The sequence below is a fragment of the Halorubrum xinjiangense genome (assembly GCF_900102375.1).
Classification (GTDB): Archaea; Halobacteriota; Halobacteria; order Halobacteriales; family Haloferacaceae; genus Halorubrum; species Halorubrum xinjiangense.
In genome coordinates this window covers 1-25612 of sequence record NZ_FNBO01000007.1, presented here as the reverse complement: position 1 = coordinate 25612, position 25612 = coordinate 1, and the positions used below count along the sequence as shown (strand labels likewise).

26 protein-coding genes and 1 other RNA gene are annotated in these 25612 nt (G+C 68.8%); 20 read left to right on the top strand and 7 right to left on the bottom strand.

The annotated features are described in order from the left end of the window. Position 1: 1 nt before the first annotated feature. Positions 2-1738, top strand: coding sequence for an archaellar assembly protein FlaJ (gene flaJ / locus F3H13_RS09370; protein ID WP_149798776.1), 1737 nt, complete (start codon positions 2-4; stop codon positions 1736-1738). Between the two features lie 55 nt (positions 1739-1793). On the opposite strand, the gene F3H13_RS09365 is transcribed toward flaJ, so the two are convergent. Together F3H13_RS09365 and F3H13_RS09360 are read right to left on the bottom strand one after the other, a co-directional pair. Further along, positions 1794-2246 (bottom strand): OsmC family protein, encoded by a 453-nt coding sequence (locus tag F3H13_RS09365; protein WP_149798775.1) that lies wholly within the window; start codon positions 2244-2246, stop codon positions 1794-1796. A gap of 190 nt (positions 2247-2436) precedes the next feature. Further along, positions 2437-3375 (bottom strand): NAD-dependent epimerase/dehydratase family protein, encoded by a 939-nt coding sequence (locus F3H13_RS09360; protein ID WP_149798774.1) that lies wholly within the window; start codon positions 3373-3375, stop codon positions 2437-2439. Positions 3376-3514: 139 nt separating this feature from the next. Here F3H13_RS09360 and htpX point away from each other — a divergent pair, with 139 nt between their 5' ends. Next, positions 3515-4384 (top strand): zinc metalloprotease HtpX, encoded by an 870-nt coding sequence (gene htpX, locus F3H13_RS09355; protein WP_149798773.1) that lies wholly within the window; start codon positions 3515-3517, stop codon positions 4382-4384. A 592-nt stretch (positions 4385-4976) separates the two neighbouring features. On the opposite strand, the gene rnpB is transcribed toward htpX, so the two are convergent. After that, an RNA gene (gene rnpB, locus F3H13_RS09345) (RNase P RNA component) lies at positions 4977-5360 on the bottom strand. A 174-nt stretch (positions 5361-5534) separates the two neighbouring features. On the opposite strand from rnpB, the gene F3H13_RS09340 reads away from it, so the two are divergent. Further along, on the top strand, positions 5535-6137 hold the full coding sequence (locus tag F3H13_RS09340) for a TIGR00296 family protein (protein ID WP_149798771.1): 603 nt from the start codon (positions 5535-5537) through the stop codon (positions 6135-6137). A 24-nt stretch (positions 6138-6161) separates the two neighbouring features. On the opposite strand, the gene F3H13_RS09335 is transcribed toward F3H13_RS09340, so the two are convergent. After that, positions 6162-7322 carry a nicotinate phosphoribosyltransferase gene (locus tag F3H13_RS09335; protein ID WP_149798770.1) on the bottom strand — a complete coding sequence of 387 codons (1161 nt, stop codon included), beginning with the start codon at positions 7320-7322 and terminating at the stop codon, positions 6162-6164. A 94-nt stretch (positions 7323-7416) separates the two neighbouring features. After that, on the bottom strand, positions 7417-9165 hold the full coding sequence (locus F3H13_RS09330; protein WP_149798769.1) for an Hvo_1808 family surface protein: 1749 nt from the start codon (positions 9163-9165) through the stop codon (positions 7417-7419). A gap of 180 nt (positions 9166-9345) precedes the next feature. Between F3H13_RS09330 and F3H13_RS09325 the strand changes: the two genes are divergently transcribed. The 15 genes from F3H13_RS09325 (at position 9346) to F3H13_RS09260 (ending at position 20784) form a co-directional block, all read left to right on the top strand. Next, positions 9346-9924: a cysteine hydrolase family protein gene (locus F3H13_RS09325; RefSeq protein ID WP_149798768.1), complete on the top strand. Its 579-nt coding sequence runs from the start codon at positions 9346-9348 to the stop codon at positions 9922-9924. A 149-nt stretch (positions 9925-10073) separates the two neighbouring features. After that, positions 10074-10622 (top strand): hypothetical protein, encoded by a 549-nt coding sequence (locus F3H13_RS09320; protein ID WP_149798767.1) that lies wholly within the window; start codon positions 10074-10076, stop codon positions 10620-10622. Positions 10623-10750: 128 nt separating this feature from the next. Then, positions 10751-10882 (top strand): HVO_2523 family zinc finger protein, encoded by a 132-nt coding sequence (locus F3H13_RS16525; protein WP_262488597.1) that lies wholly within the window; start codon positions 10751-10753, stop codon positions 10880-10882. A 159-nt stretch (positions 10883-11041) separates the two neighbouring features. Then, positions 11042-12007 carry a phytoene/squalene synthase family protein gene (locus F3H13_RS09315; protein ID WP_149798766.1) on the top strand — a complete coding sequence of 322 codons (966 nt, stop codon included), beginning with the start codon at positions 11042-11044 and terminating at the stop codon, positions 12005-12007. A gap of 6 nt (positions 12008-12013) precedes the next feature. Further along, on the top strand, positions 12014-12223 hold the full coding sequence (locus F3H13_RS09310) for a hypothetical protein (protein ID WP_149798765.1): 210 nt from the start codon (positions 12014-12016) through the stop codon (positions 12221-12223). 65 nt (positions 12224-12288) lie between these two features. Continuing rightward, a complete protein-coding gene (gene hisD / locus F3H13_RS09305) occupies positions 12289-13566 on the top strand; it encodes a histidinol dehydrogenase (protein ID WP_149798764.1) in 1278 nt (425 codons plus the stop codon). A 331-nt stretch (positions 13567-13897) separates the two neighbouring features. Then, positions 13898-15115 (top strand): phosphate/phosphite/phosphonate ABC transporter substrate-binding protein, encoded by a 1218-nt coding sequence (phnD, locus tag F3H13_RS09300; protein WP_149798763.1) that lies wholly within the window; start codon positions 13898-13900, stop codon positions 15113-15115. Positions 15116-15118: 3 nt separating this feature from the next. Further along, the gene (gene phnC, locus F3H13_RS09295) at positions 15119-15967 is read left to right on the top strand and encodes a phosphonate ABC transporter ATP-binding protein (protein WP_149798762.1); all 849 of its coding nucleotides are present in this window, start codon (positions 15119-15121) and stop codon (positions 15965-15967) included. 3 nt (positions 15968-15970) lie between these two features. Continuing rightward, on the top strand, positions 15971-16807 hold the full coding sequence (gene phnE / locus F3H13_RS09290) for a phosphonate ABC transporter, permease protein PhnE (RefSeq protein ID WP_149798761.1): 837 nt from the start codon (positions 15971-15973) through the stop codon (positions 16805-16807). Next, the gene (gene phnE, locus F3H13_RS09285; protein WP_149798760.1) at positions 16807-17601 is read left to right on the top strand and encodes a phosphonate ABC transporter, permease protein PhnE; all 795 of its coding nucleotides are present in this window, start codon (positions 16807-16809) and stop codon (positions 17599-17601) included. The genes phnE (F3H13_RS09290) and phnE (F3H13_RS09285) overlap by 1 nt, the downstream gene beginning before the upstream one ends. Next, positions 17601-18293: an HAD family hydrolase gene (locus F3H13_RS09280; protein WP_149798759.1), complete on the top strand. Its 693-nt coding sequence runs from the start codon at positions 17601-17603 to the stop codon at positions 18291-18293. The genes phnE (F3H13_RS09285) and F3H13_RS09280 overlap by 1 nt, the downstream gene beginning before the upstream one ends. 52 nt (positions 18294-18345) lie before the next feature. Beyond that, a complete protein-coding gene (locus F3H13_RS09275; RefSeq protein WP_149798758.1) occupies positions 18346-19545 on the top strand; it encodes a mechanosensitive ion channel family protein in 1200 nt (399 codons plus the stop codon). 86 nt (positions 19546-19631) lie between these two features. Beyond that, positions 19632-20006, top strand: coding sequence for a HesB/IscA family protein (locus F3H13_RS09270; RefSeq protein ID WP_149798757.1), 375 nt, complete (start codon positions 19632-19634; stop codon positions 20004-20006). A gap of 90 nt (positions 20007-20096) precedes the next feature. Further along, positions 20097-20342 (top strand): DUF5816 domain-containing protein, encoded by a 246-nt coding sequence (locus F3H13_RS09265; protein WP_004597528.1) that lies wholly within the window; start codon positions 20097-20099, stop codon positions 20340-20342. A 103-nt stretch (positions 20343-20445) separates the two neighbouring features. Continuing rightward, positions 20446-20784: a DUF7116 family protein gene (locus F3H13_RS09260; protein WP_149798756.1), complete on the top strand. Its 339-nt coding sequence runs from the start codon at positions 20446-20448 to the stop codon at positions 20782-20784. A gap of 133 nt (positions 20785-20917) precedes the next feature. On the opposite strand, the gene F3H13_RS09255 is transcribed toward F3H13_RS09260, so the two are convergent. Next, the gene (locus tag F3H13_RS09255; protein ID WP_149798755.1) at positions 20918-22066 is read right to left on the bottom strand and encodes an MBL fold metallo-hydrolase; all 1149 of its coding nucleotides are present in this window, start codon (positions 22064-22066) and stop codon (positions 20918-20920) included. A gap of 84 nt (positions 22067-22150) precedes the next feature. Then, the gene (locus tag F3H13_RS09250; RefSeq protein WP_149798754.1) at positions 22151-23950 is read right to left on the bottom strand and encodes a 5'-nucleotidase C-terminal domain-containing protein; all 1800 of its coding nucleotides are present in this window, start codon (positions 23948-23950) and stop codon (positions 22151-22153) included. Between the two features lie 174 nt (positions 23951-24124). Between F3H13_RS09250 and F3H13_RS09245 the strand changes: the two genes are divergently transcribed. Both F3H13_RS09245 and F3H13_RS09240 read left to right on the top strand, forming a co-directional pair. Further along, positions 24125-24910, top strand: a complete 786-nt coding sequence (locus tag F3H13_RS09245; protein WP_149798753.1) for a sulfite exporter TauE/SafE family protein — start codon at positions 24125-24127, stop codon at positions 24908-24910. Positions 24911-25038: 128 nt separating this feature from the next. Continuing rightward, positions 25039-25239: a dodecin gene (locus F3H13_RS09240; protein ID WP_149798752.1), complete on the top strand. Its 201-nt coding sequence runs from the start codon at positions 25039-25041 to the stop codon at positions 25237-25239. Positions 25240-25612: the final 373 nt, after the last annotated feature.

Here is a 25612-nt window from a genome sequence, read left to right as displayed (position 1 = left end):
GATGGCCGTGAAACAGATGGGCGACGGGCTCGCGATGGCCGCCAAGCTCACCTCCGAGGTGATGGAGTCGTACGAGCAGCTCGACATCTCCAAGGGGAAGTACGTCGGCCTCGTGTTGCTGCCGGCCGTGTTCGTGTTCCTCGGCAGCGTCGTCGGCCTGGTCGCGCTCCCGCTCCCCTTCGCCGCCCGGGTCCCGATCCCGATGTTCGGCGGGCTCATCCTGTTCGCGGCCGTCATCTACCCGAAGATCTACCTCTCCAGTTTAGAGACGAAGATCGACAACCAGCTACACCTCGTGATGACGCACATGACGGTGCTGTCGACGACGAACATCGACCGGATGGAGGTGTTCCGGACGCTGGCGAAAGAGGAGGAGTACGGCGTCGCCGCCGAGGAGATCGGTCGCGTCGTCCACCTCGTCGACACGTGGAACCAGAGCCTCGACGACGCGTGTCGCCGCCGCGCGCAGGAAGTCCCCTCCGACGCGATGGCCGACTTCTTCGACCGCCTCGGCTACACGATGGGCGCGGGGCAGTCGCTCGAGGAGTTCCTCGTCTCCGAGCAGGACGTGATGTTAGCGCAGTACGAGACACGCTACGAGTCCGCGCTCTCGAACCTGGAGGTGATGAAGGATCTGTACATGTCGATGATCCTCTCGATGACGTTCGCGTTGGTGTTCGCCGTCGTCCTCCCGATCCTCACCGGCAACGACCCGACCGCGACGGTGGCGGCCGTCATCGTCCTCTTCGTCTTCGTCCAGCTCGGCTTCTACGCGATGATCCGCGCGACGTCGCCGTACGACCCGATTTGGTACCACCCCGACGAGCGGGCGCCCGGCGACCTCAGGCTGTGGGGCTCTCTGATCGGCGGCGGCGCGCTCACGTTCGTCCTCATCGGGATCACGGCCGCCGGGATGTTCGGCTACGGTCCCGGGCTCCCCGGCCTCCTCTTCTTCCTCGACGACGTCCAGCTACCGCTGTACCTCGCGGTCCCCATCTCCCCGCTCATCGTCACCGGGGTGGTCCTCCGGAACGAGGAGCAGGCGATCTCCGCCCGCGACGGGGAGTTTCCGTCGTTCGTGCGCGCGCTAGGCGCGACCGAGAGCGCGAAGCAGTCGACGACGACCGACGTGCTGACGACGCTGCGCGACAAGAACTTCGGCGAGCTTTCAGAGGCCATCGAGCGGCTTTACCGCCGGCTCAACATGCGGATCAGTACCGAGGGCGCGTGGCGCGCGTTCACACGTGACACGCGGTCGTACCTCATTCAGAAGTTCTCCGAGATGTACCTCGTCGGGCGGCGGATGGGCGGGGACCCGAAGATGCTCGGCGAGCTGATCTCGAAGAACATGAACGCCGTCAACCAGCTGCGCGAGCAGCGGCGGCAGGCGGCGATGACGTTCATCGGCCTGCTGTACGGGATCACCGCGGCCGCGACGTTCGCCTTCTTCATCGGGCTGGAGATCGTCGCGATCCTCGCCGATCTGACCGCCGACTTCGGGCTCGAAGAGATGGACATCGGCCAGATCGTCTACCCCGGCGCCTACGACATCCCGCTCATCGAGTACCTCCTCCTTACCGTCGTGCTGTTCAACGCGGCGCTCTCCTCACAGATGATCCGCCGCATCGACGGCGGGAACCCCGCGAACGGCTACATCCACTTCGTCCTCCTCACGTGGCTCGGCGCGGTCACCGCCATCGCGACGCGGACGCTCGTCAACGCAATCTTGTCGATTTGAGGTCAGTTGGCCGTTTATGTCGCGAAACTGATCGGGTCGCGTCGATAGCCACGTCTCAGGCCGCGTCGATGACCACGTCTGTCGGCGTCGAATTCTCGATGTTGTCGCCGACCGGACACCGCTCCTCGACTTCCGCGGCTAACGCTTCCAGCGCCTCCTCGTCGGCGTCGGACTCGACTTCGATTCGCGCGTTGATCTCTCGGTATCCCGCTCGGGGATCCTCGTCGATACCCATGAATTTCCGGGGATCGAGGTCGCCCTCGATGTCTATCGCGACGCGTTCGAGGTCGATCCCGCGCTCTTCGCCGACGGTGTGTACCACGACGTTGAGACAACCGGCCCACGCGCCGATGAGGTATTCGACGGGATTCGGTCCGTCGTCCGTCCCCCCGAGCGACGACGGCTCGTCGACGACGAATTCGAAGTCGCGCGCCTCGACGACCGTCTTGGTCTCGCTCTCGCTTTCCGCCGATACCGCGAACCGTTCGGTGTGATCTGCCTCGCTCATGTTTCCATCCGACGAGACATCGCCGCATCAAGCGACCGGCAGTGGGCAGAACCGCTGACGTCCGTGACGGTCTCCGTCGGCCGATTCGCCGTCGAAAGCGACGCAGACCCCCGGAGCGTCGCAGACGGGGGGCTGAGGGAGATCGTTCGTCGCGGCAAGTATTGAATCGACAGCGAGCGTTCGCTGCGGGCTACGCCTCGAACAGCGTCGGCTCCTCGATCGCCTCGTCGGCCGCATCGCGCCACGAGCGCGACGGCGTCCACCCGAACAGCTCCTCCGCCTTTGCGATCGCGTAGGCACCGCGGTCGTCGCCCTCGGCGAGTTCGGTCTCGTCGACCGCGCAGTCCTCGGGAATCTCGCCGTACGATTCGCGCAACAGGTCGAGGAGGGGGCGACCGAGGGCGTTGTCGGCCGCGACGCAGTTGACCGCCTCGTGGGCGCCGGGGGCCACGGCGGGGTCGTCGCCGAGAAGGTCCGCGAGCGCGGCCGCGACGAGGTCGGCGACGTCGCGGACGTCGACGTACGACCAGAAGTTTCCGGCGCCCGCGTCGAGGTCGCTCACGTAGCCGTCGTCGCGGCAGGCGTACGCGCCGGGGAACTGGATCCACGACGGCCGGATCGAGACCGCTGGCACGTCGTGGCGGCGCGCGACCGCGCCCGCCGCCGCCTCCGCGGTCACCTTCGAGAGCCCGTACGGGTCCTCCGGGCGGAGCGGGTGTTCCTCGGTGACCGGTAGCTCGTCCGGGAACGGCGTCGGGTCGGCGAAGAAGAAGCCGTAGGCGCCGTCGCTCGAGGCCTGGACGATCGGGGTGTCGGCCCGGCCGGCCGCGTCGAGGACGTGCTTCGCGGCGAGCGCGTTCGTCTCGAACACCCGGCCCTCGGGGTGGGTGCCGGCGACGGGGATTGCCGCCCAGTGGACGACCGCGTCGGGGTCGACGGCGGCGACGACGTCGAGGGCCTGGTCGCGCTCGGCGAGGTCGGCCGCGCGGAACGAGACGTTCGGGGCCGGGTCGACGCCGAGTCCGGGGTGGTCGTAGTCGACGACGACGACGTCGTAGTCGCCGGCGAGGCGGTCGACGACCCAGCGGCCGGAGGCGCCGCGGCCGCCGGTGACGAGGACGGTTTCCATATCTGTCCCTCGGGGAGCGCCCGAAAAAGGGCGTTGCTCGCCGAGGTCCCCGCAGGAGCGTTCCGATTCGCGGCGTCGTTCGGCGACCACGCCTTCCCGCTCCGGCAGGCTTTAACGCGCCGAACGGTAATTTAGGCGTATGGACTGGAAGACAGACTGGGGGTTGCGTGGACGGATGGCGTTCACGATGTTCCTCCTGTTCGCCCTCTACGTCGTGTTCGTCGGAGCCCTGACGGTGTACTTCGGCGACTTCCTCTTCCCGCTGATCATGCTCGGCGGGTTCTCGATCGCCCAGTACTTCTTCAGCGACAAGCTGGCGCTGCGGAGCATGGGCGCCCGCGAGGTGAGCCCGGACGAGTATCCCGACCTCCACCGCCGCGTCGAGCGGCTGAGCCAGCAGGCCGACCTGCCGAAGCCGACCGTTGCGGTCGCGAACACGCAGGTTCCCAACGCATTCGCCACCGGCCGGAACAAGAAGAACGCCACCGTCGCGGTGACGACCGGCCTCCTACAGAGCCTCGACGAGGACGAGCTCGACGGCGTCTTAGCCCACGAGCTCGCCCACGTCAAGAACCGCGACGTGATGGTGATGACCATCGCCTCGTTCCTCTCGACCATCGCCTTCTTCATCGTGCGCTGGGGCTGGCTGCTCGGCGGCGACAACCGCCAGGGCGCGCCCGTCATCGTGGCGATCCTCGTGTCGCTCGTCGTGTGGGTCGTCTCGTTCCTGCTCATCCGCGCGCTCTCGCGCTACCGCGAGTACTCCGCGGACCGCGGCGCGGCGCTCATCACCGGGAAGCCCGGCGCGCTCGCTTCCGCGCTGATGACGATCGACGGCCGGATGGACAAGGTGCCCAAGGAGGACCTCCGCGAGGAGGCTGAGATGAACGCGTTCTTCATCATCCCGATCAAGGCCGGCTTCGTCGGCAAGATCGCCTCAACGCACCCCTCGACGGAGAACCGCATCGAGAAGCTCCGCGAGCTGGAGCGGGAGATGGAGACGGCTTGAGACGGATCTGAGTCGGAGTTTCCAGTCGATCGTTTATAAACTAGTGCGGGCAGATCGGCGACGAACGCCGTCGAAGCCCTAGCAGTTCATTTATAAATCGTTGAGAGCGGATCGGTGACGCACACCGCCGAGGCCCCAGCCGCTCGCTTATAAATCGTCGAGGCCGAATTGACGGCGAACTCATCCGAGGCCCCAGCCGCTCGCTTATAAATCGTCGAGGCCGAATTGACGGCGAACTCATCCGAAGCCCCAGCCGCTCGCTTATAAATCGTCGAGGCCGAATTGACGGCGAACACATCCGAAGCCCCAGCCGCGAGGGCGGCGCACGCTCGCTGCGCTCCTCGTCACTCGCTCCGCTCGTTCCTGCGGTGCTTACGTCGCCTGCGCTGCCCTCGCGACTGCCCCTTCGAGTCCCGCCCCGCACCGCACAGCACCTCACACCTCCCCAGCCTCGCCGCTCACGCCCTTCGGGCGTTCGCGGCGTCCCTCGCGCGTGCGACTTCGCGCCTTTCGGGCGCTCGTCGGCACGCGCCGCCGCATCTTCGATTTATAAATAGCCGCGGGACAGTCGCTCCGCTGGTCGGTGCGAGCGGACTGAGGGGAGTAAGCCCCCTTCGGTTCGTCCCGACATTCGGCTGAGCGTCCGCGCCGTGGCCGGACTACCTTGTGGCGCGGACTTGCACCGGCGAGGATTCGCCGTTCCATCCGTTCCCGCCCGTCTATAACGTGGCAAAGCCACGCTGCCCTCATCGGGTTAACTCCCTTCCCTCGCGGGTCGGTTCGCGCGTTCGCGGGTGACCCCGCGAACGCCGTCGGTCGCCGAGGCGACCGCACGCGACTCATCGGTCGGGGCGGGGGGTGTCGTTGCTGTTCCAGAGCCAGCCGTCTCCGACTCCGGGCGTGTGCCCGGTCGCCTGTCCGGCCGGTGGGGGGACTTTCCTCATGCCAGAGGCACGGGAGTCGGGCTCCCTCTGTCCGGACTGTCCTATCGCCCGCCGGCGAATAAGCGGTTCGGTCGGGCGCGTCTTCGGGTTTGTCTTCGGTCGGATCGTCACGCCGAGAACGACGGCTTTCGAGCGAGACGCCGCGAGCGCCGTGCGAGCGGTGAACAAGGGAAGCGTTCAAGTCGTCAGCACTGTAATGGACTCTCATGTCCGAGGCTCAGACCGTTCAGCTGTCGTACGACGACGGTGCACGAGCGGTCGAACTCGCGAGGGAGGCGGTCGAGTCGTTCGTTCGACACGGGCAACGCGAACAGCCCGGCAGCATGCGAGAGGCGTTCTACGCCCGCACGGGCGCGTTCGTCCGGCTCCAGTCGACTCGAGGACGCGGTCGCCTCCGCGGCTGCGCCGGCGCGTGGGACACTTCCGACCAACTCGGCCACGCCATCGTCGAGGCCGCGATCAAGGCTGCCTCGGGCGACTCCTGCGGCTCCGAGGTGGAGCCGAAGGAGCTCGACAACATCACCGTCTCGGTGTTCGTCGTCTCGAACACCGTCCTCACGAACGACCCGGCCGAGGAACTCCAGATCGGCACCCACGGCGTCGCCGTCGACAGCGGCAACGCCCACGGCTGGCTCTACCCGACGGTCCCCGTCGAGAACGGCTGGTCGGCCGCGGAGTTCCTCTCGCGCACCTGCCGGAAGGCGAAGCTCTCGCCCACCGCGTGGCAGGAGGAGGACACCATGGTGACGCTCATCGAGGGCCAAGTGTTCCGAGAGCGCGCCGACGGCGGCGCCGTCGAAGAGCTGTAGACTGCCGTCCCGTTCCGTTTCTTCTCAGCTGTCCGTCCCGTACCCCACCGCCTCCGCGTCCGCGAGCGCTCGCTCCGTCGCCGCCGACAGCTCGAACGCGTCCTCGACGACGACCTCCCCGTCGCGAATCACGGGCTGCATGAGCGACTCGGCGCCCTCGGGCCCCGAGCGCTCCGCGAGCCCGACCGCGTGGGCGCCGTCCGCGGTGCGGTAGACGTCTTTCGCGCCGGAGAGCTTCCCCCGCTTGGCCGCCGGCTCGCCGCCGACGGCGACGAGGTCGAGCGCGAAGTCGACCGGGTCCGCGTTGGAGACGTAGCCGCCGACGCCGAACCCGTCGACGACGTCGCGCAGCTCGCGGAGGTCCGCCGGGCCGAGCCCGCCGGAGACGTACACGTCGACGTCCTCGTGCCCCCGCGCGTCGAGTTCCCACTGTACCTCGCGGATTATGTGCCGGAAGTCGCCGCGCCGGGAGCCGGTCGTGTCGAGGCGGACGCCGTCGAGGTCGTCCCCGAGCGTTTCGACCGCGCGGAGCACCTCGTCGACCTCGTCGGAGTAGGTGTCACACAGCGCGATCCGGGGCGCGTCCGCGGGGACGCCCTCGTCGTAGGCGCGCCAGGCCGCCTCCTGTTCGCCCCGACCGAAGCAGATGGCGAGCGCGTGGGGCATCGTCCCGGACGCCTCCCGCCCGATCAGGTCGCCGGCGGCGACGTGCGAGAAGCCGTCGAACCCGCCCACCAGCGCGGAGCGCTCGACCGCCGCGGTCATCGCGGGGTGGACGTGGCGCGCGCCGAAGGAGAGCACCGACGCGTCCGGCGCGGCGACCCGGCAGTCGAGCGCCGCCGTCGCCATCCCGGACGCGTGCGAGAGGAAGCCCAGAAGCGACGTCTCCAGCCGCGCGAACGCGAGGTACGGTCCCTCGATCCGCATCACCGGGCCGCCGTCGAACAGCCGCCCCTCCGGGATCGCGTCCACGTCGACGTCGCGGCCGGCGAGCAGCTCGACGGCGTTTCCGAGGCCGGCGAACAGCTCGAACTCCCCGTCCGGGAACTGGTCCGCCGTCACCTCGGCGACCACGCGGGGGTTCCTCCCGACCGCCTCCAGCGCCGCCTCGGTCCGCTCGAAGTACGCGTCGGTCGCGCGTCCCTCCCGGACCGCGGCCGCGTCGACGATGTCGAACTCGCTCATGCCCGGTGATTCGGCCGCGGGGACGAAAAGCCACCCGTGTCGCGGCGGCCGCCGGGAGCGAGCGTCCGAGAGTCCCGGCCGAGCGAGCGCCGCGCTACGCCGACCGTCGCGCGAACAGCCCGAGGGCGGCCGCGAGCGCGACAAGCGCCGCCGCGACGCCGAACCCGGGCGTGCTGTCGTCCGTCTCGCCGCTCCCGTTCTCGTCGTCGGTGCCGTTGTCGCCGTCGCTTCCGTTCCCGTCGGTACCGTCGTCGCCGTCGCTCGTGTTTTCGCCGTCGTCGCCGCCGTCGCTCCCGTCCTCGCCGTCTGCGTCCGGGAGCGCGAGGTCGGTGTCCGGGCGGAGATCGAGGACGCCCTCCGGGGAGGGCGCGTGGGTCACCGTCACGCTCGTGCCGTCTCGCTCGACGCCGTACGCGCCGGGGAAGTCGGCGTCGTCGCCGTCGTCTATCGTGTACACCGTCCCGTCGTTGTAGTCGCCTTCGCCGTGCGCGGTCAGCATCCGCACGTAGGCGTCGCGGAACGCCGCGGCGTCCGCCTCGGTCTGCCACTCGGTCGCCCAGACGTAGCCGTCGCGGTCGCCGTTCCGGTAGGGGTACAGCTCGTCGCCGGCCCACCCGTCGGTGACGGGGTGCGCGTAGTTATACGCCGCCCGGGTCTCGAGTTCGGCCTCCGCGTCGAGGTGGATCTGGACGTTCTGCTGGACGGTCGCGTCGGGCTCCAACACGGCGTGCCGGTACTCTAAGCTCTGGTACCAGAACATCACGAACATCGACGCCTCGCCGGCGGTCTCCGCGCCCGCGACGCCCTGGTCCTCGTACGTCTCCCACCCGCCGGTCGCGGCGTCCTCGAACGTGACGTTCCCCTCCTCGTAGTCGGGGTTCCGGTGGATGACCTCCGCGGTGGACTCCGGCGGATCGTTCATCGTCGCGTTGACGGCGGCCCACCCCCCCTCGTCGCGGAGCTCGCGGACGTACAGCGCGCCGTCGCCGTACGGCTGGAGCACGGTCTGGAGAATGCCGAAGTTGAAGTCCGGGCCGTCGCCGCCGCCACCGTCGCCCTCGGGCGCCTCGGCGCAGGTCCAGTTGTCCGCGCAGCGGGCCGCGTACCGCTCCTCGACGTGGACGGCCTCCCCCTCGACTATCCCGTTGACCGCGAGGTCGCCGTCCTGCGTCGCGCCGACGTAGCGCGGGTCAGTGAGGTCGTGGTACTGGTCTTGCATCCCGTGGAGCAGCTCGTGCGCGAGCGTCGAGGGGTCGATGTCGGGGGACTCGCCGTCGGGGACGACGATGACGATCCGGTCGTCCGACGGCGAGTAGAAGCCGGAGACCGCGCCGCCGAACACCGAGTCGATCTCGTCGTTGGCGTCCGCGTCGTCGCCGACGACGAACAGCGCCTCCCACACCTGGTCGTTCCAGCGCCGGAACGCCTCCGAGCTGTTGCCGCCCGCGGTGTCGTTGGCGTACTCGCTCCGGGTGACCGTCTCGACCGGCACGTCCTCCTTGAACGGTCGCTGCCGGACGTGTTCGACGCGCGCCATCGTCAGGTCCGTCAGGGCCTCCAACTGCGTCTCGTTGAGCCCGTCCGTCTCCTCGAAGTCGACCGACTCCTCGTAGTGGATCCCGTTCCAGCACCCCACCAGTTCGGTGCCGTCGCCGGGGTCGCACTCGTCGGCCGACGCGGAGGGCGCCGCGCCCGGAGCGGTCGGCCCGCTCCCGGACGCGGCGGAGACCGCGCCGGCGTCGGGGGCAGCGGCGGCACCGGCGCCGGCGGTGAAGGCGACACACATGACGGCGACCGCGGCGACGGCCGCGGCCGCGGTCGAGAGGGTGAGAACCCGTCGCATACGAATCGTATCGGACGCTCCGGTAAGTAGTTTGTCGGTTCCTTCGGCGCCGCAGCCGGCGGATTTTTCGGCGCGGGCCGGCGGTGCGCGGCGCCGGGCGCTCAGCGGCCTCGCGGAGACGGCGGTCCGCGCCGCTCCACCGGGACGACGGTTTTTGAGGCGCCCGCCCCAACCCTCGGTATGGCGTTCGATCCCACAGCAACCGCGGTGGTCGTCGTCGACATGCAAAACGGGTTCTGTCACCCGAACGGGAGCCTCTACGCCGAGCCGAGCGAGGCGGCGGTCGAGCCCGTAACGGCGCTCGTCGACCGCGCCCGCGACGCCGGCGCGAGCGTGGTCTACACCCGCGACGTCCACCCGCCCGAGCAGTTCGACGAGACCCACTACTACGACGAGTTCGACCGGTGGGGCGAACACGTCGTCGAGGGGTCGTGGGACGCGGAGCTCCTCGCCGACCTCGACGTGCGTGAGGAAGACCACGTCGTCGAGAAACACACGTACGACGCCTTCTATCGGACCGATCTGGAGGGATACCTCGACGCGCACGGAATCGCTGACCTGCTGATCTGCGGCACGCTCGCGAACGTCTGCGTCCTCCACACCGCCGGCAGCGCGGGCCTCCGCGACTACCGCCCCGTCGTCGTCGAGGACGCGCTCGGCTACATCACCGAGGAACACCGCGAGTACGCCGTCGACCACGCCGACTGGCTGTTCGGCGAGACGGCGACCCGGGACGAAGTCGCATTCGAGTCGACGTAGCCGCCCTCGTCGTTCGCGTCCGCGTCGCTCGCGCTCGCGTCCGCATCGGCCGCCGTCGACCGGCGGCCGCGAACGTTCCGGATTTCCGCAATTATCGCGCGCGGAAATCGGCGTGTAACCCTTTTTACGGCTCGCCGGGACTCCGGGGTATGGACATCTCTCGACGGGGCGTACTCGGCGGCCTCGGCGCGGTCGGCGCGGTTGGCGCCGTCGGCTTCGCGGGCGCGGCGACGGTGACTGACGGCGAGGCGATCGGCGGTGTCGGCGGCGGACCGGGCCCGGCAGGTGAGTCGGACGCGGGCGACGACGGCCCCGAGTCGGCCGCCGTCGACCCGGACGCGCCGTTTGAGGCGCGGCTGACCGCCGCCGACGGCACCGACGCGCCCCTGTTCGACGCGAGCGACCTCGACCGCGTCAAGGGCGTCTTCTCCGAGGAGGGCGAGTACCTCGTTCAGGTCGTGCTCCCCGACGTCGGCGTCGAGTCGTTCCGGACCCGCCTCGACGAGGCCGGCGCGACCGACGACCCGGCGGCGTTCGTGGTGTCGATGACGCTCGACGGGACCGAGGTGCGGCGCGTCGAACTCGACCGGGAGACGGTCGACGCGCTCACCGGCTCCGAGTGGGAGGGCGTGTTGACGCTCCCGTTCGGCGAGGCGTCGGTGGCCCGGTCCGTCTACGACCGGCTGGCCGACAGCTAACCGGGCTCGCGGGCCACCGGTTCCGGACGGCTAACTGGTCAGGTGTCGCGGCCGCTCTATCGGAGAATAGGTGTCGCGGCTGCTCTATCGGTGGACAGCGTTTTGATGGTCGGCCGCGTATCACGAGCGTGAACGAGGAGCCGGGGAACGACGGTGGTCGCCCGTGTCCGGTCTGTGAAACACCGATGTACCACCGGCACTGTAAGTACGTCTGCCCGGCGCACGGCGTCGTCTACGACTGTAGCGACACGTTCTATTAATGTCGGCTCCGCTGTGCGCCCTCCGGGATCCGCGGGAATTAACAGGAGGGACCGAGGACCAGACTAGGTCGTGCGAACTGTTATGTTCTTGGAGGCCGACCTTTCTTCCATGATGGGCGACCCGTACGTGATCCTCCACGCCGGCCTTCCGAGGTCAGCATGGTAGAGCAAAAGCAGGTTGCCCGGAGCAAGCGGATCCAGCGCCGCACCGGGAAGACGTTCCACGTCGCCACCCGGCTGCTGCCGCAGCGGATCCGCCACCCGACGTACGTGCTGTACGGGTTCTTCCGCATCGCCGACGAGGTCGTCGACGCGGAGGACACCGGAACGCCCGCCGAACAGCGGGCCGAGCTCGACCGGCTCCGGGCCGCCGCGCTCGGCGAGGAGCCGACCGACGACCCGGTGTTAGAGGCGTTTGCGGAGGTGGTCGACCGCAACGACATCCCGGACGAGGACGTCCACTCGTTCGTGGACGCCATGGAGAGCGACATCGACACCGACCGCTACGAGACCTACGCGGAGTTGGAGGCGTACATGGACGGCTCCGCGGCCGCCGTCGGGCGGATGATGACGGCGATCATGGACCTCGACCCGGAGGAAGAGGCCGAGGCGCTCCCGCACGCCACGAAGCTCGGCGAGGCGTTCCAGATGACGAACTTCCTCCGCGACGTCCGCGAGGACGCCGTCGAGCGCGACCGGATCTACCTCCCGCTGGAGACGCTCCGTCGCCACGGCGTGAGCGAGCAACAGATCCTCGACTTGGAGTTCGACGAGAACGTCGCGGCCGCGATCCGCGAGGAGATGGCCCGCACCGAGCGCCTCTACGAGGAGGGCGTCGCGGGGATCAAGTACCTCCCCGAGGACTGCCAGCTCGCGGTGCTGCTCGCGGCGGTCCTGTACGTCGACCACCACCGACTCATCCGAAACCGCGGCTACGACACCGTCTCGGCGACCCCGGAGCTGTCGCTCACCCGGAAGCTGTCGCTGCTCGTCCGCACCCGTTGGAAGTGGCAGTGGAACCGCGACCCCGAGGCGGTGTTCTACGACATGTGTACCGACTTCGACCCCAGCCGCGAGCGCCACGGTCACGGCCCGCACGGAACGGGCGTCCCGCAGACGGACTGAGCCTGGATGGACCGCTCCCGGTTCGTCGCCCTCGCGTTCGCCGCGTTCGGCCTCGTGTTCGTTTCTTTCCTGATCCGCGGCACGACGCGACTGGTGGCGCCCTACGGGGTCGCCGTCGCGGCGTCGGCCCCCGTCTTCTTCATGGCGGCGGCGCTTTTGATCGGCCTCTTCGTCCTCGCCCTCCTCGACGTGACCGGGATCCGTCGGCTCGGGTGAGTCGTCGCCGTCGGCGCGTTCGGCCGAGTCGGAACGCCCTTGCCCCGCCGTCCCCGACGACGCGTATGGACGTACGAACCGTCGCGGACCTCTCGCCGGCCGAGCGGCGCGCCCTCTTCGAGCGCGACGCCGGCGTCGAGGGGGTCCGCGAAGACGTGCGGGAGATCGTCGAGCGGGTCCGCGAGGAGGGCGACGTCGCGGTCCGCGAGTTCGCCGAGGAGTTCGACGGCGTCGCCGTCGGCAATATCGACGTGACGGACGAAGCGGCGCGCGCGCACGACGAGCTGGCGGACGCGGACGACCCGGTCCTCGACGCGGTCCAAGAGGCGGCCGCGAACGTCCGCGAGTTCCACGAGCGGCAGCGCCCCGAGGACTGGCGCGACGACTTCGGCGGCCGCGAGCTCGGCCGCCGCTTCCGCCCCATCGACCGCGTCGGGGTGTACGTGCCCGGCGGCGCGGCCGCGTACCCCTCCAGCGCGTTGATGGGGATCGTCCCCGCGGTCGTCGCCGGCGTCGACCACGTCGCGGTCGCGACCCCGCCAGCCGAGGAGCTCAACCCGGTCACCCTCGCGGCGATCCACGAGGCGGGCGCCGACGCGGTGTACCAGGTCGGCGGCGCGCAGGCCATCTCCGCGCTCGCGTACGGGACCGAGACGGTGACGCGGACCCAGAAGGTGGTCGGGCCGGGTAACAAGTGGGTCACGGCCGCCAAGTCGATCGTTCAGGGCGACGTCGAGATCGACTTCCTCGCCGGCCCGAGCGAGGTGCTCGTCCTCGCCGACGAGACCGCCGACCCCGAGCTCGTCGCGGCCGACCTCGTCGCGCAGGCCGAACACGACCCGAACGCCTCGGTGGTCGCGGTCATGGACGACGCCGCCCTCGCCGACGCCGTCGCCGACGCGGTCGACGCGCAGGCCGCCGATCGCGAGCGCGGGGAGACGATCCGGGCCGCCCTCGACAACGACGCCTCCGGCGTCCTCCACGCGCGCTCGATGCCGGAGGCCGTCCTGTTCGCCGAGGAGTACGCGGCCGAACACCTCTCGATCGTGGCCGACGACGACGAGGCGCTCTTAGACCGGATCACCAACGCCGGCTCGGTGTTCCTGGGGCCGTACTCCCCGGTCGCCGCGGGCGATTACGCGGCCGGGACGAACCACGTGCTGCCGACGAACGGCGGCGCGAAGCGGTACGGCGGGCTCTCCGTGGACACCTTCCTCCGGTCGTCGACGGTCCAGCGGCTCGACCGCGACGCGCTCGCGGACCTCTCGGAGCCGATCACGACGCTCGCCGAGGCGGAGGGACTGGAGGCGCACGCCGAGAGCGTCCGGAAGCGGTTCGAGTAGGCCGAGCGGCCGCTCCGCCGGGCGGAAACGCGGCCCGGCGGTCCTCGTCCGGCGGCCCTCGTCCTCGTCCGGCGGCCCTCGTCCCCGTCCGGCGGTCCTCGCTCCCGTCCGGCGGTCCTCGTCCCCGTACCCCCGCTCTCGTCCCCGTACCCCGGACCTCTTCTCCGCCCGGTATCTGTCTCCGGAGCGATATGTACCGATTTATATGTCACAGTTCCTCTCGTAGCGGTGCGAACGGTACGTTCCGCTCGGGACGGCCACGTGCTGGTACGATCGGCCATGTTCGGCTCATAGCAGCCTTCTTACCCCGAAATGCGGAGTTTGAGTCGTAATGGTGGAAGACACCGGCAAACGGACGGAGACGAGTTCCAGACGGAAGTTCATCCTCGCTGGCGGCGCGGTCGGAATCGCCGGCTTGGCAGGCTGTTCCGGCGGGAGCGGCGGCGGCAACGAGGCCGGAGCGGGCCTAGAGTCGAGCAGCGAAGACGGCAGTGACGGAAGCGACGGCGGCGACGGCGGGTCGGGCGACCCGATGCTCGCGGACGCTTCGGAGTTCAATCCCGCCGAGCCCAACTGGGAGGAGAACAACTACCTGATGACGGCGATCGCGGAGAACGACTACTTCCAGGGGAGTCAGACGGACCTGGAGAACATGCGGAACCAGGATGTCGACGAGATCGCTCACGGCGAGCCGCCGCGGGATCTGCCCGACGACGAGAGCGAGTGGGTCGACCCCGACCCGCTCATCTTCGTGGACAAGCCCGGCGAATCCGGCCAGGCGCAGTACCAGGAGACCATCCAGCCGCTCCTGGATCGGCTCGAGGAGACGACGGGCCGGACGGTCGAGTGGCAGCCCGTCGACTCGAACGCGGCGACGGTCGAGGCGTTCCGGGCGGGTCGCGGACACCTGGGCGACATCTCGACAGGGACGTCGGCGTTCGGCGTCAACCTCGGCGGCATCGTGCCGTTCGCGGTCCCGATAAGTCCCTCTGGACAGTTCGGCTACCGGCTGCTGGCGATCACCCGCGACGACGAGCACGACATCCAGTCCGTCAACGACTTCGCGCGCGACGATGTCACAGTCACGCACTCCGAGCCTGCGTCGAACTCCGGTAACCAGGCGCCGTCGGCGCTGTTCGACCAGTTCTTCGACGTGACGGCCGGCGAGGACTACGAGAGGGAATTCTCGGGCGGCCACGACCAGACCGCCCGCGGCATCGCGGTTGGCGACTACGACGCCGGTCCGATCTGCAGCACCTGCGTCGATGACCTCATCGGGTCGACAGAGGACATCGACTACGACGACTTCAAAGTGGTCTGGGCGAGCAACCCGTTCCCGCCGGGTCCGATGGTCCACCGATACGACCTCCACCCGGACATCGTCGAAGGGATCAAGGAGGCGACCATCGGGACCGACTGGACGGACACCGAGTACGCCGAAAACACCGGTGAGGCCGAGTACGTCGAAATCGACTACAAGAACGTCTTCAACGACATCCTGATCATCCAGCGGTACAACGGCGTCGAGTACGAGAGCGGGAACCTGTGACCGATGCTGGAAACGAAGAACCTCGGCAAGACGTACCCGACCGGCGACGAGGCGCTCCGGGACGTCTCCGTGACCATCGACGGCCGCGAGTTCGTGGCGATGATCGGTCCGAGCGGCGCCGGGAAGAGCACGTTCGTCCGATGTATCAACCGGCTGACTGAGCCGACCGCCGGGAGCGTTCGGCTCGACGGGAAGGAGCTGACGTCGCTCAACGAGGACGACCTGCGGGACGCGCGTCGGAACATCGGGATGGTGTTCCAGGAGTACAACCTCGTCGAGCGGCTCACCGTGATGGAGAACGTGCTCTCCGGGCGCCTCGGCTACGTCTCGAACTGGGCCGCGCTCCGGCGGAACTTCCCGCCGGAGGACGTCGAGCGCGCCTACGAGCTGCTGGACCTCGTCGGGCTCGACGGCATGGAGGACAAGCGGGTCGACGAGCTCTCCGGCGGGCAGCGCCAGCGCGTCGGGATCGCGAGGGCGGTCGTTCAGGAGCCGAAGATCCTGTTGGCCGACGAGCCGACCTCGAGCCTCGACCCCGAGACCTCCCGCGACGTGATGGAGCTGCTCACCGACATCGCCGAGGACCGCGACGTGCCCGTGCTGATCAACATCCACGAGGTCGACCTCGCGGAGGCGTACGCGGACCGAATCCTGGGGCTCCACGCCGGCGAGCTCGTCTTCGACGGGCCGGCGTGCGATCTCACCGGAGAGTCGAAAGGCGTCATCTACCGCGGCGAGGAGGCGCCGGAGTCGGCCGCCACCGACCCGGACTGGCTGTCGGGTCCGGACGAAGAATCGAGCGCCCGCAACGGCTCGGACGTTGACCCGGACCGCCTGCCCGCGGAGGACTGACCCGTGGCGACCGAGTCGTCCTCGCCGGCCGGGTCGACGGGCGCGGCGAATCGACGGTCGTGGCAGCGCCCGACCGCGTTCCGGAGCCGCCGAGTCAAGTGGCTGGTGTACGGCCTCGTCCTCGCGCTGATCGCGTGGTCGGTCGCGAGCCTCCAGATCACGCCCGCCCGCTTCCTCTCCGGGATCGGGTACGGCTACGAGCTGATCGACTCGATGTTGCCGCCCGAGACCGGCAACGAAAACATGCTCAGACTGTTTGATCGCATGATCGAGACGATCGCGATGGCGATGGTCGCGACCGTCGCCGGGATCGCGATCAGCCTCCCGGTGGCGTTCGGGGCGGCCGAGAACATCTCGCCGAAGCCGACCTACTACCTCAGTCGCGGTATCATCAGCGCCACGCGCGCCATCGACGGGCTGATCGTCGCGATCATCGCCGTCATCGCGCTCGGGTTCGGCCCGCTCGCCGGGATCGTCGCGATCAGTTTCAAGACGATCGGCTTCTTCTCGAAGCTGTTCGCCGAGGACTTAGAGGACATCGACATGGGAGGTGTCGAGGCAGTCCGGGCGACCGGCGCCTCCCGGTTCCAGAGCCTCGTCTACGGGGTCGTCCCGCAGGTCGTTCCGCGCTTCGCCGGACTCGCCGTGTATCGGTGGGACATCAACATCCGGTCGTCGACGATCGTCGGGATCGTCGGCGCCGGCGGGATCGGCGTCCTCCTCCAGCGGGCCTACCAACGGTACGAGTACGACTACGTGGCGGCGATTCTCATCGCGATCATCGCGGTGGTCCTCGTCGCCGAGTTCGTGAGCGCCCTCGTCAGACGGAGGGTCCAGTGATGGCGGGAGCCACCCGCGACTGGAGCCGGTTCGACGCGAGGGAGCGTCTCTTCCGGATCGGGTCCGTCGTCATCGCGGCCGCGGTGGTGATCGCCTCGTGGCAGTGGCTCGACATGAGTCTCCGGTACGTGACTACGGCTCCGACACAAGTCGGTGACCTGATCGGACGCATGTACCCCCCGGACTGGGCGTACCTGCCGAACGCGGTCGGCCCGCTCGCCGAGACGATACAGATCGCCGTCGTCGGGACGATCGCGGCGGTGGCGATGGCGGCGCCGGTCGCGTACATCGCCGCGGAGAACACGACGCCGAACCGGGCGACGTACGCGCTCGGGAAGGTCATCGTCACCGTCTCGCGGTCGGTCCACACGATCGTCTGGGCGCTGCTGTTCGTCGTGATGTTCGGGCCGGGCGCGCTCGCCGGCACCGTCGCGACCGCGGTCCGGTCGATCGGGTTCCTCGCGAAGCTCCTCGGCGAGGAGATCGAGGAGATCGACTTCGGGCAGGTGGAGGGGGTCCGGGCGACCGGCGCGAGCCCCGCTCAGCTGCTCGTCTACGGAATCGTCCCGCAGATCAAGCCCGCCTTAGTCGGGCTCAGCGTGTACCGCTGGGACATCAACGTCCGCGCGGCGACGATCCTCGGGTTCGTCGGCGCCGGCGGGATCGGCGTCCAGCTGTTCGAGGCGATCGACTCGTTCGCGTGGCGGACGGTGTCGGCGCTCCTCGTCGCCATCCTCGGCGTCGTGCTCGTCAGCGAAGGCGTGTCGGCGTACGCCCGACGGAAGGTGCGCTGATGGCGACCGAGAGACGGAGCGAGGGGGTCGTCCTCTTCGACATGGACGGCGTGATCCTCGACGGCTGGGGGACCGACGACGCCGTTCACAGCCGTGCGCTCGACGACGTGCTCGAGGAACGGGACCTGCGGGTTCCCGGCGACCTCCGGCGCCCGCTGGAGACGTACGAGTACGACGACGGCTTCCAAGGCGCCTGCGAGGAGCTCGGCGTCGATCCCGCGACCCTGTTCCGGGCCCGCGAGGAGCGCAGCGCGAAGCGCTCCGTCGCCCGGCTCGCGGCCGGGACGAGACGGCTCTGTCCGGACGTCGACGCGATCGGCGAGCTCGCGGAGCGCGTCCCCGTCGGGCTCGTGAGCAACAACTACCACCCGACCGTGGAGTTCGTCGTCGACCACTTCCGGCTCGACGCGTTCTCGTTCGTCCGCGGCCGCGACCTCGGTCCGGACGGGTTCCGCCGCCGCAAGCCGGACCCGCACTACCTGAACGAGGCGCTCGACGCGCTCGACGCGACCGGGGGACTCTACGTCGGCGACCGCGCCACCGACGTGATCGCCGCCGAGCGGGCCGGCCTCGACGGCGTGTTCCTCAGGCGCGAGCACAACGCCGCGCTCGACCTCGATGTCGAGCCGACCGCGGAGATCGACACCCTCCGCGACCTCGTCGATCTTGTCGGGACGACACCGACCCGGTGAGCGACGCGTCTTCCGCAGAAACGGTTATCTCGCACAGCGGCGTCTCGAAGGCATGATACCGTCGCTCGCGGCGCTGTTCGAGGGGTTTTCGGCGGTCGAGGCGACCCTCGCGGTCCTCGCGGTTTCGATCGTCGCCGCCGTGGGGATGGAGTTCGTCGTCCTGCGAGTCGCCCGTCGGATCGTCTCGACCACCGACTCCGCGTACGACGACATCGTCATCGCCTCGCTGCGCGCCCCGCTCGTCGTCACCGCCGCGCTCGCCGGCGTCTTCGTCCTCACGCAGGTCCCCGCGGTGCGGGCGTCGGTGATAGTGGAGCCGCGGCTGCTCGACGCGGTGTTCGGGCGGCCGTCGCTGTCGGTGATCGTCCTCGTCTGGGCGTACGCGGCCAACGCCGTCGTGAACCGGCTCGTGGCCGCGGTCAACGCCGAGGGCGGCCGGTTCGACTTCGCGCCCGTCTTCTCGAACGTCTGGACGCTCGCGGTGCTGGTCGGGAGCGCCGGCACCCTGCTGTGGCTGTGGGGCATCGAGATCACGCCCCTGCTCGGCGCGGCGGGGGTCGCGGGCATCGCGGTCGGCTTCGCGGCGAAGGACACCGTCGCGAACTTCTTCGGCGGCATCGCGCTGTACTTCGACGACACGTACAAGATCGGCGACTACATCGTCTTGGACGACGGCACGGCCGGGACCGTGATCAAGGTCGGCGTGCGCTCGACGACGCTGCTCACCCGCGACGAGGTGTTGGTGACGGTGCCGAACGCGGCGCTCAACGCCGCCAAGGTGACGAACGAGTCCGCCCCGCAGCGCCGCCGGCGCATCCGGGTTCCCATCGGTGTCGCCTACGGCACCGACGTCGACGCCTTCGAGACGCTCGCCATGGAGGTCTTGGCCGCGGAGCCGCTCGTCCTCGACTCGCCGAAACCCCGCGCCCGCTTCCGGTCGTTCGGCGACTCCGCGCTCCAGTACGAGCTCCTCTGCTGGGTCAACGGCCCGACTCGGCGCCGCCGCGCGCAACACGAACTCAACCGCGCGCTGTACGTGGCGCTCGGCGACGCCGGGATCGAGATCCCGTACCCGAAACGTGACGTGACCGTCACGAGCGCCGGCAAGTCATTCCCGGCCGCCTCGTCTCTCGACGCCGAATCCCCCGCTCCCGACCCCGAACCCCCCCGCGATCCGGCGGCCGACGCGGCGTCCGGGGCGAGACCGGACGCCGACGCGGAGACGCCCGACTCCCGCGCGGAGACGCCGTGAGCGGGCCCCCGCTACGCCCGAGACCGTCGGTCGCCCGGATCGCTCCCGCCGGCAGGGTTTTGAGTGTCCGTGCCGAACCCGTTCGCATGAGTACCGAACCGGCCGACACCGGGACCGAGGGGAACGACCCGGCGATCGAGGTAACGCCGGACGCCGCGGAGGAGGCGCTCTCGCTCTTGGAGGGCGAGGGGCTTGACACCGACATCGCCGGACTGCGGCTGTTCGTCCAGCAGGGCGGCTGCGCGGGGCTGTCGTACGGGATGCGCTTCGACACCGAGCCGGAATCGGACGACCTCGTCGTGGAACACCACGGACTCCGCGTGTTCGTCGACCCTGCGAGCAAGAACTACATCGGCGGGAGCACGCTCGACTACGAACACGGGCTTCAGGCGGCCGGCTTCGAGGTCGAGAACCCGAACGTCGTCTCCGAGTGCGGCTGCGGCGAGTCGTTCCGGACGTAGCGAGTCGCGGTCCGATTCTCGGGCTTTTGTTCCCTTTTCTCCCGACGCACGAGTCCGCCGCTTAAGTCGCTCGGGAGGGTACGGGACGCTATGAGCTTGGAAGCGTCGACGACGCCGAGCGGGGAGCGGGTGTACACCGACCGGTCGCGCACCGAGCGCGGCGCGGACGGCCCCTTCTACCTCGTCTTCGAGGACGAGGCGGGCGAGTCCCGCTGGGGGTTCCGCTGCGGCAACTGCGGGTCGTTCGACACCGCGATGGACACGATGGGCCGGATCCAGTGTACTGAGTGCGGCAACCTCCGGAAGCCGGACGAGTGGGACGCGGCTCACGAGTAAGCCGCGTTCGCTGCTCTCCGGACGGTTCCCGACGGCGCCGCCGATTCTCCGCGGTCGGAATCGTGAGAAAGTTTATCACGGATGGTGCCGAACTTCGAGGTAGATGGCCACTGCGAGCATCCCCCCGACGACCGAGGCCAGAGACGTCTTCCGCGAACTGGGATACACCGTCTCCGAGGACGGACGCGAGTTCGTCGCGGAACGCAAGTGGCGGCGCGTGTTCGTGACGGTGCTGTGTATGGACGACGACGAGCTCGACCCGTATCTCGCAGACGGGGGCGACCCGGCCCGGCTCCGGTGTTTCGTCACGTGGCGCGACCGCGCGGCCGCCCTCCAAGAGCGGCTCGTCGACGCCAAACCGCCCTACGACTGGGCGGTCATCGGCATCGACCGCGACGGCGAGGACTTCGCGGTGATGGAAGGCGCGCCCGGCAGTCCCTGACGCCTTCCAACGGCGAACGCTGCGGGCGCCCTTCGATCCGGCGTTCGCCTCCGGGATGTCGGACGGTATCGGCGCGACAAACGACCACGTCTCTCGACGCTGGAACCCCCGTGGCTCAGCGCGAGGATGGCGGTCAGGCGGCGCAGTTGTTCGGCCCCAGCTCGAGTTCGGTCGCCTCCTTCTCGTCGTCGACGGTGTCTTTGCCGGTGTTGATGGCGATGACTCGCTCGTAGTTCGCGGGCTTCTCCGGGGTATCCTCGGTTAGTCGCTCGACGAACGCATCGCGATCCAACCCGAGGAAGTCGAGCTCGTCGCGGAGGTCTCCGAGCCGGGCCGCGAGGGGTTCGCCCGGCGAGCCGTTCTCGTAGCGCCCGTCGCTCGTGACGGCGAGATGGCCCGGCAGAACCGTCGTGTCGTCCGGGAGCTCGAGGATCGTCTCGTGGAGCGAGTCGTACAGCAGCTCCGCTCCGCGCGAGGCGTCGTCCTCGCCGAACTGGAGCTCGGTCCGCCCGACGGAGTCGACGAACAGCGTGTCGCCCGTCAACAGGAGGTCCCCGTCGACGAGGTAGTTCAGCATCTCCGAGGTGTGGCCGGGCGTGTGTAGCGCCTCGATCTCGACGTCGCCGACCTCGATGACGTCGCCGTCCGAGAGCGGGTCGTACTCGTACTCGACGCCGCGCTCGCTGGCCGCGTCGCCGAGGTGGTAGGCCACGCCGACCTCGTCGGCGAGCGTCGAACCGCCCGAGACGTGGTCGGCGTGGACGTGCGTATCGAGCACGCGCCCGACGGAGAGCCCTGCGTCCTGTGCGGCGATTTTGAACCGATCGGTCTGTCTGGTCGCGTCGACCACGACGGCCTCCGCCGCCTCCTTCGAGCCGACGACGTAGCCGAGACAGCCCTTCGCTCGGCGCTGGACCTGCCGGACGACGAGGTCGTCGTCGGCTGTCTCGATGGGGACGGTCTCGTAGAGCTTGCTCCACGCCTCCATCCCGCCGGTGACGACCGAGACGTCGTCGTAGCCGCGCTCGTCGAGTTCGAACGCGAACGGCGTCGACGTCAGGCCCTTCCCGCAGATAGCGACGACCGGTCGGTCGTCGACCAGCGCGTCCACCTCGTTCAGTCGGTCCTCGCTCAACCCCTTGTCGGGGTCGTACGGCACGTTCTCCGCGTCGCGCACGTGCCAGGCCTCGAAGCTCTCCTCGGGGCGCACGTCGATGAGCGTGAACTGTTCGTCGGCGCCGATCTCCTCCGCGAGTCGTTCCGCAGTGATGTTGTTGACCATCGTCTCTCGCCTGTGTCGCGTCGGGTCTGTCGCGTTCGCCGGGCCCGTCGCGTTCGCCGGGCCCGTCGCGTTCGCCGTCGCCGCCTAGCGCGTTCGATTACGCCCCGCTTCGGGGAACGCGTTCCCGCGCGGAATCATGGCCGTCTCGCAGTACGCCTCGCCGGACGCGTAGTCGACGCCGGGCTGGATGAACGGGTACGGCCCGTCCGCGGGCGTGTTCTGGGCTCGGCCGCCGTCCTCGGCGGTCTCGACGAGCCCCGTCACCTCGTAGTCGACGGGCGAGTGCTCGTCGAGGTACTCGGCGATGACGTCGACCGGTATCGTCCCGTCGTCGACCTCGACGTCTCGGAAGGGGAACCCGCAGTTGCCGAGGTCGCGTTCCGGATCGCCGGGGCGGCGGAACGTCGCCACCGAGTACGTCTCCTCCGGGTCGACCGTCTCGCCGTCGACTCGCAGCTCGACGAGGCGCCGACCGCGCTTCGCGGTCGGGTCGATCGTCACCTCGACGTTCGAGGAGAAGTTCCGGACGCGGCCGTCCTCCTGGTCGTAGGGGTACGGCGTGAAGCTGTCCTCGAGGAACCGCTCCATGTGGGTCGTGAGCTGCTGGCCGTAGGCGACGCCGCGGGCGACGGGCGTCGTCATCGGGAAGAACGTGTACAGCTCGCCGAGCGTGACGTCGCCGGGCGGGACGGCGGTCCCGTACCGGAACCCGTGCGAGACGGCGAGGTCGGTGTCGAAGTGCGCCCGGAGGGCGTCGTTGAACAGCGTGTTCCACGCGCTCTCGAGGAGCGACTGGCGGGAGAGCGATTTTTCCGTCCGACCGACGACCGTCTCCAGCGAGCGGTCGAGCGTGCCGGCCCCGCGCTCGAATCCCGGGGTCTCCTCGAAGAACGGCGCGCGCACGGCTTCGACCGTCTCCGCCGCGTCGGCGTCCGGCTCCGGCGTGTGCTCGCCGTCCTCGGTCAGACAGTAGAGGCGGTGACGGAACTGAACCTTCCCGTCCCGAACGCGGAGGTCTACCCGGCCGAGCGCATCCCCCATGCCGGACTCGACGACGACCGTCTCGGTCTCCTCGACGACGATCGGGTCGTAGGTGTACTCGTGGGTGTGCGCGCTGAACGCCACGTCCACGCTCGGACAGTCCTTGGCGGCTTGGACCATCCACGGGAGACCGATTTCGGTGACCGCGACCACGACGTCGGCGCCGTCCTCGCGGGCGGCCCGTGCGGACTCCTCGAGGAGCGCGGGATGCTTGCCGAAGCGGTACTTCCCCTCGTAGAACGCGGGCGCCATCCGGTCGACGTAGACGTTCGTCATCCCGACGACGCCCACGGAGAGCCCACCGACCTCGAAAACTCGGTAGGCGTCGTACAGTCGCTCCTCGGTCTCCCAGTCGTAGAGGTTGTTCGCGAGAATCGGGGCGTCGAGGTCGTCCATCAGTTCGAGGAAGGCGCCGTCCTCGGCGGCCTCGTTCGAGTAGTCCCAGTTCCCCGGGACGTAGACGTCGGGCGCGACGTGTCCGTTGACGGGGGCGAGCATCGCTCGCCCGTCCGTGTAGGCGGTCACGGCGGACCCGTGGAACGTGTCCCCGCTCATGAGCGTACAGGCGTCGTACGCCTCGCGGAGTTCGTCGAGTTTGGCGGCGAGCAGGGGGATCCCGCCGCCGCGCTCGATGACGCGGTCGTCGTCTCCGAAGTCGAACTCCGGCCCCGATGTCGGGTTGTCGTAGTAGACCTGGTGGCGCGGCGTTAGCTGCCCGTGGAGGTCGCTGACGTGAGCGAAGACCGCGTCGGCGTCATCGGTGTCGCCGCCGACAGGGTCGCCGTCGACGGGGGCGCCGTCGAGGGTCCGCCAGTCGCCGATATCCGTTTCGTGTACGTTCATCCTGAGTGTCGTTATCGACACCGGCTGTTCGGAATGTCTGGTTATAATTACAGAGACCGTATCTCTGAGATATGATTCACTTACCGCTTTAGCGTCGAACATTACAATAACAGATGTAGCCGACGTCTCTCCCGTTCAGATGCACACGCTCCCGCAGTACCGGAGGCGGTCTCGGTGACGGGCGACTGGGTGACAACGGGGTTGTCCGCGGTCGTCATCCTCGTCGCGGCCGCCGTTCACGGTATCGCCGGGTTCGGCTTCGCGCAGGTGTCGATGGGCATGATGCCGCTGTTTCGGTCGCCCTCGAGCGCGTCGATCATCTTCACGGCGACGGCGGTGGTAGCCAACGGCCGCGTCTGGTGGAGCGTCCGGGACGCGTTCGACTGGGAGATATGGATCGTCCCCGTCGGCGGGCTCCTCGTCGGGATGCCGCTCGGAATCGTCGTGTTCAGCGGGTTCGACGCGGCACAGATGCGCGTCGCTATCGGCGGGGTTCTGGTGCTAGCGGTCATCGTCGTCGGCGCGACCCAGCAGCTCGACGTCGTCACGGACTGGATCGAGGAGAACGACTACCGACCGGGGAAGGTAATCGGCGCGACGGCCGGGCTGCTCGCGGGGGTCCTCGGCGGCGCCGTCGCCGTTCCCGGCCCGCCGATGATCGTCTACGGGGCGTTCATGTCGGCGAGCGGGTTCTGGAGCGACGAGGAGATGAAGGCAACGTTCACCGCCTTCTTCGGGACGCTCATGCTGTACCGCCTCGGGAGTCTCACCTACACCGGCGACGTGACGGCGCCGCTGATGATCGAGGCCCTCGTCGCCGTGCCGATGGTGTTCCTCGGCGCCTGGATCGGCGTGTACATCTTCGACCACATCCCCGAGCGCATCTTCCAGTGGGTCGTGCTGGCGCTCCTGACCGTGAACGCCGTCATCCTGCTGTACACGTCCGTTCCGGAACTCTGAGCGCGTTCGGCTCCTCGGCTCCCGAGATCGACCGCGAGACGGGATCGCGTCGCGCTCGGGCCGCCGTCTCTCATCCTCGTCCGCGGACGCCCATTTTTATCCCCCCGTGTGTCCTACCAGCACCTGACATGGTGTTCAAGAAAATCACGCTGATCGGGACGAGCGAGGAGAGCTTCGACGCCGCGGCCGACGACGCCCTCGACCGCGCCGAGGACACCCTCGAGAACGTCTACTGGGCGGAGGTAGAGGAGTTCGGAGTCGAGCTTCAGGGGGACGCCGACCGCGAGTACCAGGCCGAAGTCGAGGTCGCGTTCGAGCTCGAAGGCTGAGCGGAACGCGGTTTTCGGTCATTTATACAGATTCGAGGAGAATACCTGCGGCTTTAGCCGCAGGATGAATCCGACAGAACTCTACACGAACCACTGTCCGGTGGTATCCCCGAGTTTCCAAAGTCCGCAGTTTCAAGTGGTGTCAATTCGTATCTGAGGGTAAGGTCAGGTCGGAACGGAGCGATTCCGAACGGCCTTCGGAGGCGGCCTCGCCGCCGCTAATGAGACAATATCCGAAACACCAACACGGTGAACGCGAATGCCAGAAGCGTTCGTCTGTGCCTGTTGGTCGAGCAAGCCCAAAGATACCTCCAAGTCCGTCGAAGTGTCGGCGACTCCCTGCTGGCAAAAATAACAGGTGGGAGTCAGCGGC

Bases quoted from the DNA above. Each gene is read 5' to 3' on its own strand.
- flaJ (WP_149798776.1), top strand. From the start codon at position 2: ATGGCCGTGAAACAGATGGGCGACGGGCTCGCGATGGCCGCCAAGCTC.
- F3H13_RS09365 (WP_149798775.1), bottom strand. From the start codon at position 2,246: ATGAGCGAGGCAGATCACACCGAACGGTTCGCGGTATCGGCGGAAAGC.
- F3H13_RS09360 (WP_149798774.1), bottom strand. From the start codon at position 3,375: ATGGAAACCGTCCTCGTCACCGGCGGCCGCGGCGCCTCCGGCCGCTGG.
- htpX (WP_149798773.1), top strand. From the start codon at position 3,515: ATGGACTGGAAGACAGACTGGGGGTTGCGTGGACGGATGGCGTTCACG.
- F3H13_RS09340 (WP_149798771.1), top strand. From the start codon at position 5,535: ATGTCCGAGGCTCAGACCGTTCAGCTGTCGTACGACGACGGTGCACGA.
- F3H13_RS09335 (WP_149798770.1), bottom strand. From the start codon at position 7,322: ATGAGCGAGTTCGACATCGTCGACGCGGCCGCGGTCCGGGAGGGACGC.
- F3H13_RS09330 (WP_149798769.1), bottom strand. From the start codon at position 9,165: ATGCGACGGGTTCTCACCCTCTCGACCGCGGCCGCGGCCGTCGCCGCG.
- F3H13_RS09325 (WP_149798768.1), top strand. From the start codon at position 9,346: ATGGCGTTCGATCCCACAGCAACCGCGGTGGTCGTCGTCGACATGCAA.
- F3H13_RS09320 (WP_149798767.1), top strand. From the start codon at position 10,074: ATGGACATCTCTCGACGGGGCGTACTCGGCGGCCTCGGCGCGGTCGGC.
- F3H13_RS09315 (WP_149798766.1), top strand. From the start codon at position 11,042: ATGGTAGAGCAAAAGCAGGTTGCCCGGAGCAAGCGGATCCAGCGCCGC.
- F3H13_RS09310 (WP_149798765.1), top strand. From the start codon at position 12,014: ATGGACCGCTCCCGGTTCGTCGCCCTCGCGTTCGCCGCGTTCGGCCTC.
- hisD (WP_149798764.1), top strand. From the start codon at position 12,289: ATGGACGTACGAACCGTCGCGGACCTCTCGCCGGCCGAGCGGCGCGCC.
- phnD (WP_149798763.1), top strand. From the start codon at position 13,898: ATGGTGGAAGACACCGGCAAACGGACGGAGACGAGTTCCAGACGGAAG.
- phnC (WP_149798762.1), top strand. From the start codon at position 15,119: ATGCTGGAAACGAAGAACCTCGGCAAGACGTACCCGACCGGCGACGAG.
- phnE (WP_149798760.1), top strand. From the start codon at position 16,807: ATGGCGGGAGCCACCCGCGACTGGAGCCGGTTCGACGCGAGGGAGCGT.
- F3H13_RS09280 (WP_149798759.1), top strand. From the start codon at position 17,601: ATGGCGACCGAGAGACGGAGCGAGGGGGTCGTCCTCTTCGACATGGAC.
- F3H13_RS09275 (WP_149798758.1), top strand. From the start codon at position 18,346: ATGATACCGTCGCTCGCGGCGCTGTTCGAGGGGTTTTCGGCGGTCGAG.
- F3H13_RS09270 (WP_149798757.1), top strand. From the start codon at position 19,632: ATGAGTACCGAACCGGCCGACACCGGGACCGAGGGGAACGACCCGGCG.
- F3H13_RS09265 (WP_004597528.1), top strand. From the start codon at position 20,097: ATGAGCTTGGAAGCGTCGACGACGCCGAGCGGGGAGCGGGTGTACACC.
- F3H13_RS09260 (WP_149798756.1), top strand. From the start codon at position 20,446: ATGGCCACTGCGAGCATCCCCCCGACGACCGAGGCCAGAGACGTCTTC.
- F3H13_RS09255 (WP_149798755.1), bottom strand. From the start codon at position 22,066: ATGGTCAACAACATCACTGCGGAACGACTCGCGGAGGAGATCGGCGCC.
- F3H13_RS09250 (WP_149798754.1), bottom strand. From the start codon at position 23,950: ATGAACGTACACGAAACGGATATCGGCGACTGGCGGACCCTCGACGGC.
- F3H13_RS09240 (WP_149798752.1), top strand. From the start codon at position 25,039: ATGGTGTTCAAGAAAATCACGCTGATCGGGACGAGCGAGGAGAGCTTC.